Source organism: Pantoea sp. PNA 03-3 (genome assembly GCF_003201175.1).
GTDB lineage: Bacteria > Pseudomonadota > Gammaproteobacteria > Enterobacterales > Enterobacteriaceae > Pantoea > Pantoea stewartii.
In genome coordinates, this window is record NZ_QICO01000002.1 from 1 (window position 1) to 13,236 (window position 13,236).

15 protein-coding genes are annotated in these 13,236 nt (G+C 53.5%); 8 read left to right on the forward strand and 7 right to left on the reverse strand.

Annotated elements, in window-relative coordinates; translation table 11 throughout:
• Window positions 1-409: 409 nt before the first annotated feature.
• Window positions 410-970 carry a D-glycero-beta-D-manno-heptose 1,7-bisphosphate 7-phosphatase gene (gene gmhB / locus C7433_RS06400; protein ID WP_006117790.1) on the reverse strand — a complete coding sequence of 187 codons (561 nt, stop codon included), beginning with the start codon at window positions 968-970 and terminating at the stop codon, window positions 410-412.
• Between the two features lie 188 nt (window positions 971-1,158).
• Here gmhB and metN point away from each other — a divergent pair, with 188 nt between their 5' ends.
• The 6 genes from metN (at window position 1,159) to proS (ending at window position 6,715) form a co-directional block, all read left to right on the forward strand.
• Window positions 1,159-2,190: a methionine ABC transporter ATP-binding protein MetN gene (gene metN / locus C7433_RS06405; protein WP_033740329.1), complete on the forward strand. Its 1,032-nt coding sequence runs from the start codon at window positions 1,159-1,161 to the stop codon at window positions 2,188-2,190.
• Window positions 2,183-2,836, forward strand: a complete 654-nt coding sequence (locus C7433_RS06410; RefSeq protein WP_110267832.1) for a methionine ABC transporter permease MetI — start codon at window positions 2,183-2,185, stop codon at window positions 2,834-2,836. Before metN ends, C7433_RS06410 begins: the two co-directional genes overlap by 8 nt.
• A 29-nt stretch (window positions 2,837-2,865) precedes the next feature.
• On the forward strand, window positions 2,866-3,681 hold the full coding sequence (locus C7433_RS06415; protein WP_033740328.1) for a MetQ/NlpA family lipoprotein: 816 nt from the start codon (window positions 2,866-2,868) through the stop codon (window positions 3,679-3,681).
• A gap of 126 nt (window positions 3,682-3,807) precedes the next feature.
• A complete protein-coding gene (rcsF, locus tag C7433_RS06420; RefSeq protein ID WP_006117786.1) occupies window positions 3,808-4,206 on the forward strand; it encodes an Rcs stress response system protein RcsF in 399 nt (132 codons plus the stop codon).
• Window positions 4,203-4,907, forward strand: coding sequence for a tRNA (N6-threonylcarbamoyladenosine(37)-N6)-methyltransferase TrmO (gene tsaA, locus C7433_RS06425; protein WP_033740326.1), 705 nt, complete (start codon window positions 4,203-4,205; stop codon window positions 4,905-4,907). The genes rcsF and tsaA overlap by 4 nt, the downstream gene beginning before the upstream one ends.
• An 89-nt stretch (window positions 4,908-4,996) precedes the next feature.
• Window positions 4,997-6,715 (forward strand): proline--tRNA ligase, encoded by a 1,719-nt coding sequence (gene proS, locus C7433_RS06430; protein WP_033740325.1) that lies wholly within the window; start codon window positions 4,997-4,999, stop codon window positions 6,713-6,715.
• Between the two features lie 90 nt (window positions 6,716-6,805).
• Here the strand turns inward: proS and arfB are convergent, their stop codons facing one another.
• Complete coding sequence (gene arfB, locus C7433_RS06435; protein ID WP_006117783.1) at window positions 6,806-7,216, reverse strand: alternative ribosome rescue aminoacyl-tRNA hydrolase ArfB; 411 nt, start codon at window positions 7,214-7,216, stop codon at window positions 6,806-6,808.
• A 217-nt stretch (window positions 7,217-7,433) separates the two neighbouring features.
• On the opposite strand from arfB, the gene C7433_RS06440 reads away from it, so the two are divergent.
• Window positions 7,434-7,634, forward strand: coding sequence for a YaeP family protein (locus tag C7433_RS06440; RefSeq protein ID WP_033740323.1), 201 nt, complete (start codon window positions 7,434-7,436; stop codon window positions 7,632-7,634).
• Entirely contained in the window at window positions 7,621-7,881 is a 261-nt protein-coding gene (gene rof / locus C7433_RS06445; RefSeq protein WP_033740322.1) for a Rho-binding antiterminator, read from the forward strand. The genes C7433_RS06440 and rof overlap by 14 nt, the downstream gene beginning before the upstream one ends.
• A 40-nt stretch (window positions 7,882-7,921) precedes the next feature.
• On the opposite strand, the gene C7433_RS06450 is transcribed toward rof, so the two are convergent.
• The 5 genes from C7433_RS06450 to accA form a co-directional block, all read right to left on the reverse strand.
• The gene (locus C7433_RS06450) at window positions 7,922-8,230 is read right to left on the reverse strand and encodes a cytochrome c (protein WP_006117780.1); all 309 of its coding nucleotides are present in this window, start codon (window positions 8,228-8,230) and stop codon (window positions 7,922-7,924) included.
• A complete protein-coding gene (tilS, locus tag C7433_RS06455; protein ID WP_110267833.1) occupies window positions 8,227-9,534 on the reverse strand; it encodes a tRNA lysidine(34) synthetase TilS in 1,308 nt (435 codons plus the stop codon). The genes C7433_RS06450 and tilS overlap by 4 nt, the downstream gene beginning before the upstream one ends.
• Window positions 9,535-9,581: 47 nt before the next feature.
• Entirely contained in the window at window positions 9,582-9,971 is a 390-nt protein-coding gene (locus tag C7433_RS06460; protein WP_033740319.1) for a VOC family protein, read from the reverse strand.
• A gap of 20 nt (window positions 9,972-9,991) precedes the next feature.
• A complete protein-coding gene (locus C7433_RS06465; RefSeq protein ID WP_039338658.1) occupies window positions 9,992-12,148 on the reverse strand; it encodes a lysine decarboxylase LdcC in 2,157 nt (718 codons plus the stop codon).
• Between the two features lie 121 nt (window positions 12,149-12,269).
• Complete coding sequence (accA, locus tag C7433_RS06470; protein WP_033740317.1) at window positions 12,270-13,226, reverse strand: acetyl-CoA carboxylase carboxyl transferase subunit alpha; 957 nt, start codon at window positions 13,224-13,226, stop codon at window positions 12,270-12,272.
• Between the last annotated feature and the right edge of the window lie 10 nt (window positions 13,227-13,236).

The window sequence follows — 13,236 nt, forward strand, 5'->3', positions numbered from 1 at the left end:
TAAAGTTTGATTTGCTGCAACCAGTGCAGCGATGCTCAAGGAAAACGTCGTAATGAATTTCAATACGTGTTCACTCTTAAGACTTGATATTTTTTGCGTCCGGAGACGCGGATATCAATCCTGCGAGTGCCCACACAGATTGTCTGATAAATTGTTAAAGAGCAGTGCAACCAGCGGGTTAACCGTCTGTTGCGAGGTGGCGTATATTACGCTTTCCTCCTTCAGAGTCAACTTCTTTTTCAGAAGTTTTTCTCCGGCGAAAACTCCGGGGAGTTCTCTGCTGAACACCGCGTTACGTAAGCCGTTGTGCCGTGTCAGTGGAGGCGCATTATAGGGAAGCTTTCGCAGAGCGCAAGTGCAAATTTAAACTTTTTTGCTGTTCGTCTGAAATTTGCACAAAAGCGCTGTTTTAACCCTTTTTAATACGGGAAGGGAGCGCCGCAAGACTCTCTATTACCCAGTCAGCCAATGCCTCGCCTTCCGGCGTAACCGGCTTACCACTGCGCACTAACACTTTCTTACCGACACCGGCGGCCTGGGCGGCCTGCATATCTTCCAGCTTATCCCCTACCATATAAGACGCAGCCATATCAATATGCAGCTCTTCTTGCGCGGCCAGCAGCATGCCGGGTTGCGGTTTACGGCAGTCGCACTGCTGGCGATACGCTTCTACCGTTGCATCCGGGTGATGTGGACAGAAATAGATCCCATCAAGGTCGACATCGCGATCGGCCAGCGACCAGTCCATCCACTCGGTAAGCTGCATAAACTGATCTTCACTAAACATGCCACGTGCGATGCCAGACTGGTTTGTCACGACAACCAGCGCAAAGCCCATCTTTTTGAGTTGCTGCAACGCTTCGATTACACCATCAATAAACTGAAAATGATCGATTTCGTGGACATAGCCGTGATCAACATTGAGGGTGCCATCGCGATCGAGAAAAATGGCCGGGACTTTATTCGCCACGTAGAAACTCCTGCTATAAAAATTGCCGCTCAGTATCGCACGATTGTCATAAAAGGGAGAATGCCCGTTTACATGACTTCGATTGATTTAGACGTCTGGATGCCTTAACATCCATCCAGCTTATGCATGCTGTCCTTTATGGCAGCACACCAGACCACGGATAATGCAAGACGGCAATAAATAACGTAATGATTAAATTAGAAAATATAACCAAAGTGTTCCAGCAAGGTTCGCGAACGATAAAGGCGTTATCTAACGTCAGCCTGCATGTCCCGGCCGGACAGATCTATGGCGTCATCGGCGCATCCGGTGCCGGAAAAAGTACGCTGATTCGTTGCGTGAATCTGCTCGAACGCCCTTCTTCAGGCCGCGTGTTGGTTGATGGCGCGGATTTAACGGCGCTGAGCGAACGACAGCTGACGCAGGCCCGCCGTCAGATTGGTATGATTTTTCAGCACTTCAACCTGATGAACTCCCGCACCGTCGCCGGCAATGTTGCGCTGCCATTAGAGTTGGGTAGCCTTTCTCGTGATGAAATTAAAAAGCGCGTCTCTGAGCTCCTGGAGCTGGTCGGCCTGGCGGATAAGCACGATGCCTGGCCTGCCAATCTCTCCGGCGGGCAAAAACAGCGTGTTGCCATTGCCCGCGCTCTGGCCAGTAACCCGAAAGTTCTGCTGTGTGATGAAGCCACCAGCGCTTTAGATCCAGCGACCACGCGCTCAATTCTGGAATTACTGAAAGATATTAACCGCCGTCTGGGCCTGACTATTCTGTTAATTACCCATGAGATGGATGTGGTGAAACGCATCTGCGATCAGGTTGCGGTCATCAGTCAGGGTGAGCTGATCGAGAAAGACAGCGTAAGTGAAGTCTTCTCGCACCCCAAAACCCCGCTGGCGCAACAGTTCATCCAGTCAACCCTGCATCTGGATATTCCAGACGACTACCAGCAGCGCCTGTCGCCCGAAGCGGGCCCTGACAGCATGCCATTACTGCGTATGGAATTTACCGGCCAGTCCGTCGATGCTCCATTGCTGTCTGAAGCAGCGCGGCGTTTTAATATCAATAACAACATTATCAGTGCGCAGATGGATTACGCCGGCGGTGTGAAGTTTGGCATCATGCTGGCGGAAATTCACGGTAGCGAAAGCGATACACAAGCCGCCATTCAGTGGCTGCAGGAACATCATGTCAAAGTCGAGGTATTAGGTTATGTCTGAAGCGATGATTGCGCTGCTGGGGCGCGGCGTCTGGGAAACGTTGATGATGACCTTTGTCTCTGGCTTTTTCGGCTTCGTTCTGGGTTTACCGGTCGGCGTACTGCTGTATGTTACCCGTCCGGGACAGATTCTTGAAAACAAAGGGCTGTACCGTGTGCTGTCCGCCCTGGTTAACGTTTTCCGCTCGATCCCTTTCATTATCCTCCTTGTGTGGATGATTCCGTTTACCCGCGTCATCGTTGGAACCTCTATTGGCTTACAGGCGGCCATCGTGCCCCTGACTGTCGGTGCGGCACCGTTTATTGCCCGTATGGTTGAAAATGCCCTACTGGAACTCCCGACCGGGTTAATTGAAGCATCACGCGCGATGGGTGCCACGCCGATACAAATCGTGCGCAAAGTCCTGCTGCCTGAAGCCCTGCCCGGTCTTGTTAACGCGGCCACCATTACGTTGATTACCCTGGTAGGTTACTCGGCGATGGGCGGCGCAGTCGGCGCGGGCGGCCTCGGACAAATTGGCTACCAGTATGGTTATATCGGATATAACGCGACGGTGATGAATACGGTATTAGTGTTATTAGTCGTTTTGGTGTATCTCATACAATTCTGTGGCGACCGCATCGTGCGTGCTGTGTCCCATAAATAAGCAAGCAATATCACTATTAAGGAAAGGATATGTCTTTCAAATTTAAAAACATTGCCGCTGTGGGTGCATTAATTGGCGCGATTGCGCTGGCAGGATGCGATCAAAAAGCCAAAGATCCCAACCATATCAAAGTGGGCGTGATCGTCGGCGCTGAACAGCAGGTTGCCGAAGCGGCGGCCAAAGTGGCGAAAGATAAGTACGGTCTGGATGTTGAGCTGGTGACCTTTAATGACTATGTGCTGCCGAACGAAGCACTGAGCAAAGGCGATATCGATGTGAATGCGTTCCAGCACAAACCGTATCTGGATCAACAGATCAAAGATCGCGGTTACAAGCTGGTTTCTGTAGGTAACTCTTTTGTTTATCCGATTGCGGGCTATTCGAAAAAAATCAAATCGCTGGATCAACTGCAGGATGGCGCACAGGTTGCCATTCCTAACGACCCAACCAACCTGGGCCGTTCGCTGCTGCTGCTGCAGAAAGTGGGCCTGATCAAGCTGAAAGACGGTGTGGGCCTGCTGCCAACCTCGCTGGATATCGTTGAGAATCCAAAACACCTGAAGATTGTTGAGCTGGAGGCGCCACAGCTGCCACGTTCACTGGACGATCAGCAAATCGCCCTGGCCGTGATCAACACCACTTACGCCAGCCAGATTGGCCTGACGCCGGCGAAAGATGGCATCTTTGTGGAAGATAAAGACTCCCCTTACGTGAACCTGATTGTGGCGCGTGAAGACAACAAAGACGCGGAAAATGTGAAGAAATTCGTGCAGGCTTATCAGTCTGACGAAGTGGCTGACGCGGCCAATAAAGTGTTTAACGGTGGTGCCGTTAAAGGCTGGTAAGGTCGTCTGATCTCTTCCCTCAGGGCGGCTTTTAGCCGCCCTTTCTGTTATTGCCATTTGCTGACTTGTTATTTATCCGTGTCCTTGTTTCAATAACGCCACTTTTTGACACTTGAGGATGTTGCTATGCGTTTTTTACCGCTCTGCTTGTTAGCATTGATGCTGACAGGGTGTGTTCGGGAATACCACCCAATAAGCAGCGCACCTTCTCATCCGCAGCAATCCAGCGAACCGACACGTAAGCCAACGTATCGTCCCGCCCCCGTTAAGGTGTACACCGATGCTGCCGATCTGGTGAGCAAGCCCTTCCGCGATCTGGGTGAAGTCTCCGCAGAGGATTGCCAGATGAGCAATCAGAGCTCACCGCCCAACATCGCTACCGCGCGTAAACGTATGCAGATTAAAGCCGCGCAGATGAAAGCTAATGCGGTACTGCTTCACAAATGTGAAATCGTGAGCAGCACCCCGGGCTGCTACCGTCAGGCTGTCTGCCAGGGTTCGGCGCTGAAAGTCACCAGTCAATGAGTGATTTTGCCTTTGCGCAGATCGGCGTAATCCGTTCGCCGTGGAAAGAGAAGTTCGCTGTCCCGCGTCAGCCTGGTCTGGTTCAGGACGGCGGCGGCGAACTGCATCTTTTGCCGCCTTATAATCAGGCAGAGGCCGTGCGCGGCCTGGAAGACTTCAGCCATCTCTGGGTGCTGTTTGTTTTTCATCAGACCCTGGAAGGCGGCTGGCGTCCGACCGTTCGCCCGCCCCGCCTGGGCGGTAACGCGCGCATGGGCGTTTTTGCTACGCGATCGACCTTTCGCCCTAATCCGATTGGGATGTCGCTGATTGAGCTCAAAGGCATCCGCTGCGCGAAGCAACAGGTCATTCTGGAGCTGGGCAGTCTGGATCTGGTGGACGGCACGCCGGTGGTCGATATCAAGCCCTATCTGCCCTTCGCCGAAGCCCTGCCTGAGGCGAGAGCGGGTTTTGCGCAGTCCGCGCCGGAAAGCAGCATGCCTGTGCGGTTTTCGCCGCTGGCCGGGCAGCAGTTGCAGCAGTATGCGCGCTATCCCTATCTTGCCCGCTTTATCCGTGAGGTTCTTGCGCAGGATCCGCGCCCTGCTTACCGTAAAGGTGAGGAAAAGGATCGCATTTATGCCGCCTCGCTGCTTGAGTTTACTGTGCGCTGGCGCGTTGATCATGCAGGCACGGAAGTCGTGGCCATCGATCCGCGTTAAAACCCGCTTTTTAGCCGGTGATCTCACTGGTACACTAGCCGCCAGCCTATTTTTGTCCGTGAATTTCCGATCAACTGGAATTGTAATCAATGCGTACTACTCAATATCTGCTCTCTACTCAGAAAGAGACACCGTCTGACGCGGAAGTGATCAGCCACCAGCTGATGCTGCGTGCCGGCATGATCCGTAAACTGGCCTCAGGGTTATATACCTGGCTGCCAACCGGACTGCGCGTATTAAAAAAAGTCGAAAACATCGTTCGCGAAGAAATGAACAACGCCGGTGCCATTGAGATTTCAATGCCTGTGGTCCAACCCGCAGACCTGTGGCAGGAGAGCGGCCGCTGGGAGCAGTACGGTCCAGAATTACTGCGTGTTGCCGATCGTCATGAACGTCCGTTTGTGCTCGGCCCAACGCATGAAGAAGTGATTACCGATCTGATTCGTAATGAGCTGAGCTCTTATAAACAGCTGCCGCTGAATCTGTATCAAATTCAGACCAAATTCCGTGATGAAGTGCGCCCACGTTTTGGCGTGATGCGTTCGCGCGAGTTCATCATGAAAGATGCCTACTCCTTCCACACCACGCAGGAATCACTGCAGGAAACCTATGACGCGATGTACCGCGCTTATAGTCAGATCTTCAGCCGTATGGGTCTGGATTTCCGTGCCGTGCAGGCGGACACCGGCTCGATTGGTGGCAGTGCCTCACATGAGTTCCAGGTACTGGCACAGAGCGGCGAAGATGATGTGATCTTCTCAACCGACTCTGACTATGCGGCGAACATTGAACTGGCCGAAGCCGTGGCACCGGCGGGCGAACGCCCTGCGCCTCAGGAAACAATGCGTCAGATCGATACACCGAATGCCAAAACCATCGCCGATCTGGTGAATCAGTTCCAGATGCCGATTGAGAAAACCGTGAAGACGCTGATGGTCAAGGGTGCAGAGGGAAGCGGTCATGCTCTGGTTGCCTTCCTGGTCCGCGGCGATCACGAACTGAACGAAATTAAGGCTGAAAAATCGCCGCTGGTTGCGTCACCGCTGGTTTTCGCGACCGAAGAAGAGATTCGTGCCGTGGTGGGTGCTGGCTTTGGTTCGCTGGGGCCGGTCGGGTTGACGATGCCGATTATCGCAGACCGTACCGTGGCGAAGATGAGTGATTTCTGCGCCGGTGCAAATGTGGACGGTAAACACTACGTTGGCATTAACTGGGAACGCGATCTGCCCATGGCCGAGGTTGCCGATATCCGTAATGTGGTAGAAGGCGATCTGAGCCCGGACGGCAAAGGCACATTGCAGATCAAACGTGGTATCGAAGTAGGCCATATTTTCCAGTTGGGCACCAAATACTCCGAAGCGATGAAAGCGGCCGTTCAGGGTGAAGATGGTCGTAATCAGGTCATGACGATGGGGTGCTACGGCATCGGTATTACCCGTGTAGTGGCGGCGGCGATCGAGCAGAACCATGACGATCGCGGTATCATCTGGCCTGCGGCACTGGCCCCGTTCGATGTAGCGATTCTGCCAATGAACATGCAGAAATCATTCCGCGTAAAAGAGTTAGCGGAAGAACTATATAACACGCTGCGCGCGAAAGGCGTCGAGGTGATTCTGGATGACCGTAAAGAACGTCCAGGCGTTATGTTCGCCGATATGGAACTGATTGGCGTCCCGCATACCATCGTGATTGGCGATCGCAATCTTGATAACCAGGAGATCGAATACAAAGCCCGTCGTGCCGGTGAAAAGCAGATGATTAAGCAGGATGAGATTGTCGATTTCCTGCTCAAGGCACTGAACAAATAAGCCTGCCATAACGCCCCTTCATGGGGCGTTTTTTTAACGCATGGTCGACTCCGTTCTCCTGACGACCACAGGTAATTCTCTGGCCACGTCTTACAGCACTTTACCGCGCAATGCTTTGGTCTGGCTGCGCCGTGATTTCCCTTCCAGCCTGCGCGCTTTCGACGCGCGTGTCGGTCGTGTTGAGCGCCGGACTTTCTCTACCTTCGTGAGCTCCTGAATCAAATTCACCAGCCGTTGCAGCGCCGCTTCGCGGTTCATCTCCTGGCTGCGGTATTCCTGCGCCTTGATGATAATCGTCCCGTCGCCGGTAATTAAATGATGGCTGGCACTGAGCAACCGCTCTTTATAAAACGGCGGCAGGGAAGACGCGGCGATATCAAAACGCAGATGAATAGCGGTGCTGGTTTTGTTGACGTGCTGCCCCCCTGCCCCCTGCGCCCGAATGGCCGTCAGTTCAATTTCATTGTCTGGCAGCTCGACATTCCGTGACAGCGCAATCATCGTCCACCCGCCTTTGTCCGGTTCCCGTTTTTTCGCTCTGACCTGTTCATCAACTTAACCTTTCGTGCTTTATCCTGAAACGTCTGATACGGCGTAGTCCGCTACTTTAGCAGTGATTTGCTCGCTGTTCCTGCTTTCGCCTGGCTGATTTTCTTGAAATGCCTGTGATATAGTCGCAAATCAACCAGAGTATTTATGCTCTGCTGAGGAGGTGCCCGTGCAAAAATATTGTGAGTTAGTTCGCCAAAAATATGCCGAAATTGGCAGCGGAGATCTGGGCTATATTCCCGATGCCATCGGCTGCGCGCTTAACGCGCTTGATGCTATTGCCGCGAATGCTGCGCTAAACTCTTCTCTCAGGGAACAGGCGGCTTATGCCGCCGCAAACTTATTGGTGAGCGACTATGTTGATGAATGAAGCTTATAAACCCATCAATTGCGATGACTACGATAATCTGGAACTCGCCTGCCAAAAAAACTGGATGCTGTCGCTGGCGTTAAAAGATGGCGAGCAGCTAAAGGCAAAGGCCAGGGACATCCTTTCACGTAAAAACGTGGAGTATCTGGCCATTGAACTGTCCGGTGAAACGCGCGAGTTACGTCTCGATCATATTGCCAGTTTTAGCCATCCTGAACTCGGCACCGTCGTGGTCAGCGAAGAGTAATTCACTTCCCGTCGGGCGGGATGCATTCCCGCCCATCTCATCAGGGCTTTAACGAACTGTAGTACGCCGCTAAATCTGTTATCTCCTCATCGCTGAGCCCCGCAACAAACGCTTTCATCACTTCTGCCTGACCACCGTTGCGCTCTCCCTTCTTATAGGCCTGTAGAGCGTGCGCGAGATAAGCGGCGTTTTGGCCCGCCAGGCTGGGATAAAGGGGAACCGTCGCAATGCCTTTCGGACCATGGCACGCCGTACAGGCCGCCGAACGCTGTTCGCCCGCGTGAATATCGCCTGCGGCACAGGCCGGAAACAACGTAAAAAACGTTAATGCCACTATCCATTGTTTCACAACGATACTCCTGTAGGTTTGTGCCAGTGAATCTGCCAGCCCTGTGCCTCCCCTGCTGCGCCTTCACGGGTCACGAACAGGCCGGGCGCGCAAATAAGCGTTTGATTATAATAAATGAGCGGAATACGTTCCCGCTGCCATGACGGGATATTCAACGCCTGCCAGATTTTCTTCATCTCGCGCCCGCCCGCGCGATCCACAATATGCACGTACCCTGTCGCGTGAAAACGCACAAATACCTGTTCCTCCGGCGTCGGTCGTCGTAGTGAAGGCATTGTATAATCGGGCTGCAGCGTGCCGATATGCTGCGGCAGGGGCAATGTCTGGTTGAGATTCTTCCAGACGATTTCGCAGTCGCGTAACGATTCTCTGATCGGCAAAATATAAAGCCGCTGGCGATAACGGCGAATTTCGCTGTGGCCTAACCGTAGCCGTGGCTGGGCATCTTCACGACTCAGCATCACTTCCTGACGAATGCGGCGCAACGCATCGCGCGAGGGCATTTGCGCGCCCTGTCCGGCCAGCCAGCGACGCAGCAAAGCATTGCTGCGCACTTCACTCATCGTCAGTAACGCGGAGAAACACAGGCTACCGTCCGGCTGAATCAGCGCAGCGAGTTGTTCCGCCAGCAACTCATCCAGCAGTTGCTCCTGCTCAGCACAGAGTGCCGCACTGCGCGCCGTCGCACTGGCGAAATGAGGCCAGCGTGCCACGACGGCCGGTAAGAGTTGCTGACGAAGAAAATTGCGGTCGTAACGCACATCCTGATTGCTCTCATCTTCAACCCATTGCAACTGATGCGTTTGGGCATACAGCTCTAATGACTGCCGGGAACAGCTTAACAGCGGGCGAAGCAGAGGGTTTTTACCCAGAGAGCCCGTCACCGGCATGGCCGCCAGACCGGCCGGGCCACTGCCGCGTTTCAGGGCCAGCAGGACGGTTTCACACTGATCGTCCAGGTGCTGTGCGGTAAGGAGTTTCTCATCAGTATGGAGCGCCTGGTGCAATGCCCGATAACGCGCCTGCCGCGCCGCCGCTTCAATGCCGTCGCCCTGATCGGTAACCTGCACGCGCAGGATTTCGCAGGGGATCTGCCATGTTGCGCACAGGGTCTGGCAATGCGCCGCCCAGTGGTCGGCATTAGTACTGAGGCCATGATGGACATGCAGCGCACGCAACCGCGAGGCCGGATGGTGCTGTTGCCAGTCCCGCAGCTTATGCAGCAGGACGGTAGAATCCAGGCCACCGCTAAACGCCACTACCAGCGCGTCGTTTTCATTCAGCAGTGCGTCAAAATCAGACATGATAATTCCATAACTCAGGCAGTGGGACGAGCCATAAAGCCGCCAGTTTACGCCTGATACAACTCAAGCGGCAAACCATCCGGGTCAGCAAAAAAGGTACAGGGTTTCCCGGTAAGCGCGTCAATGCGAATGGGTTCGCATGTCACGCCCTGCGTGTCCAGATAGCGCACCGCGGCTTCCACGTCCGGCACGCTGAAAGCCAGATGGCGAAGGCCACAGGCTTCCGGCTGACTGACCCGGGCGGGCGGGTGTGGAAAGGAAAACAGCTCAATGGTGTACTGACCGTTTAACGCCAGATCGCCTTTCCACGAATCGCGCGCTTCGCGGTAGTGCTCACTTTGCAGTTCAAATCCCAGTATGTCGCAGTAAAAGGCTTTACTGCGATGATAATCTGACGCAATGATGGCGATATGGTGAATGTGCGTTAGCTGTAGCATGTTTGCTTCCTGTTGGTCCTTCATTCCTGTTCCCCGCTCTGTTTCAGCACACGTACCCGATATTCACCTTCATCGGTTAGCGTCGCGCCGTGAATATCTGTCTCAAAGCCAGGATAGTGGCGCCCAATGCTACACAGCATGAGCAGGAAGTCGAGCACGGCGCGGCTTTGTTCTGTGATCATTTCGCCAGGCATCACCAGCGGTACACCGGGAGGATAAGGCAATATCATGTTGGCAGAGATACGGCCCACCAGCTCATTTATGTTTACGGTCTCAATATTGCCTTTCACCTGCTGCTGGAACGCCTGATGCGGCGTCATTTTCATCTCAGGTAAGACATCAAAGGCTTTCAGCATCAGACGCGGCAGGTCATGTTGCTGAATCAGGCGATGAATCCCCTGCGCCAGCGTCTGGATGCGCATCGTGCGGTAAAAGTCGGGATCTTCCGCATACAGATCCGGCAGCATGTTTTTTACGCGCAGATTCAGGTCGTAGGCGCGCTTAAATTCGGTTAATCCACGCAGCACGCTCATCGCCTTGGTCTTGTCGATGCCAATACTGAACAGGAACAACAGGTTATACGGACCGGTCTTTTCCACCACAATCCCACGCTCATCAAGGAATTTCGCCACCAGCGCAGCGGGGATCCCCTCTTCGGCCATTTCTCCTAACTCGCTCATGCCCGGTGTAAGAATGGTGACTTTGATCGGATCGAGATACATATGATCGCGATCGGCCTGGGTGAAACCATGCCACGCTTCGTCTCCCGGCTGGATCGGCCAGCACTGCGCTTCATCCACATGCTCTGGTTGCCAGATATCAAAGAACCAGCTGTCCGACTCTTCGCGCAACCGCTGTATTTCACGACGAAAATGTAACGCGCGCTCGACTGACCGATTGATGAGCCTTTTCCCCGGATTCCCCCGCAGCATGGCGGCGGCTGTTTCAATAGAGGAAACAATCGCGTAATTGGGCGATGTGGTGGTGTGCATCATGTAGGCTTCATTAAAGGTTTGTTCGTCGTACTCGCCTTTGATGTGAATTAATGAGGCCTGCGAAAAGGCAGCCAGCAGTTTATGCGTGGACTGGGTTTCATAAATCACCTTGCCCGGTATCCGCTCACCGCTCATGCCGCTTTTCCCCTCATAGATAGGGTGAAAATTGGTGTAAGGCACCCAGGCCGAATCAAAGTGAATCGAGGGGACGTCGAGCGTTTGCTTGATGTACTGCGTGTTATAAAGCAAACCGTCGTAGGTCGAGTTAGTAATTACTGCATGAACGGGCCAGCTGGCGCGCGGCGTGGCAGCCACTTTCTGTTCAATGCTGGTACGGGTAAATTCTTTTTGCGGAATGCCGCCCAGAATGCCTAAGGCATTGCGTGTGGGTTTTAGCCAGACAGGAATCAGATCGCTCATCATCAGCAAGTGGGTAAGCGACTTGTGGCAGTTGCGGTCAACCAGAATCGTGCTGCCTGCCGGCGCGGCATACATGCCCACGATCTTGTTCGAAGTCGAGGTGCCGTTAGTCACCATATAGCTCTGTTCCGCACCGAACGTGCGGGCGATGTACTCTTCGGCCTCAAGATGTGGTCCGGTATGATCCAGCAGCGAGCCCAGCTCAGTCACCGAAATCGAAATATCCGACTTAAGCGTATTCGCGCCAAAGAAGTCATAGAACAAACAGCCCACCGGGCTTTTCTGGAAGGCCGTCCCGGCCATATGGCCCGGAGTGCAGAACGTGTACTTTCCCTCTTTCACATAGGTGAACAACGCTTTGGTTAACGGTGGTGTAATGTGGTCGAGGTAATCATCCGTGTACTGGCGGATGTGCAAGGCGATATCGTCGGCCGCATTCAGCGCGTACTCAAAAAAATGCAGCGGTAGCCGCATCTCATTGATGCTGATATCCATTTGCGAGTGGGTATTAATAAAGGCATACAGGGGCAGGTATTCATTGAGCTGATTAATTTCACCGCACAGCTCAGGGCTGTTGTGCTCATCCCAGTCAAAAATCACACCGCTGATACGGGGATTGTGTTCAATCAGTTTGAGAAGATCATCTGTGTTTTTAGGCCGTATGAGCTGAAAACCTTGCTGACTCAGTGCTACATCCAACTCGCGTAACGGTTCATCTTTGTAAAACACGCCATGCGCGCCCATGATCGCCAGAATATTCAATGCACATCTCCCTGATTGTTGAGGCATTGAGTAAGCATAGCGAATTACGCCACGAAACCGCAGTCAGATTCGTGGCATAAAAAAAGCGGACCGGAGTCCGCTTTTACGTCACAGCACTAAATCAGGCGTAGCCATAACTCATCAGACGCTGATAACGGCGATCTAATAATTCTTCGGTGCTTAACCCTTCCAGGTCGGCCAGATCGGCCAGCAGTTGCTGTTTTAGCGTCTGCGCCATTTCGACCGGATGGCGATGCGCGCCGCCCAGTGGCTCAGGGATGACCGAATCAATCAGCTTAAGCTCTTTCAGACGCGGCGCGGTAATGCCCATCGCTTCTGCGGCCAGCGGCGCTTTATCGGCGCTTTTCCACAGAATAGAGGCACAGCCTTCCGGTGAAATGACCGAATAGGTGCTGTACTGCAGCATGTTCACTTTGTCGCCCACGCCGATAGCCAGTGCACCACCCGAACCGCCCTCACCGATAACGGTACAGATGACCGGTACTTTCAGGCCTGACATTTCGCGCAGGTTGCGTGCGATAGCTTCAGACTGACCGCGCTCTTCCGCGCCCACGCCCGGATACGCACCCGGCGTGTCGATAAAGGTGATAATAGGCATTTTAAAGCGTTCGGCCATTTCCATCAGGCGCAACGCTTTGCGATAGCCTTCCGGTGCCGGCATACCAAAATTACGGCGAATCTTCTCTTTGGTTTCGCGCCCTTTCTGGTGACCGATGATCATCACAGGACGGCCGTCGAGGCGGGCAATCCCGCCGACAATCGCTTTGTCATCCGCATAAGCGCGGTCACCCGCAAGCTCATCGAAATCGTCAAACGCATTGCGCACATAATCAAAGGTATAAGGACGTAATGGATGTCGCGCCAGTTGGGCGATTTGCCATGCGCCCAAATCGGCGAAGATTTTACGTGTCAGCTCAACGCTTTTCTCGCGCAGACGCTTAACTTCTTCGTCGAGATTGACGTGTTTATCGTCCTGACGACCAATCGAGGTAAGCGAATCAATTTTTGCTTCCAGTTCTGCGATTGGCTGTTCAAAATCCAGGTAATTAAGACTCATAATGTTCCTG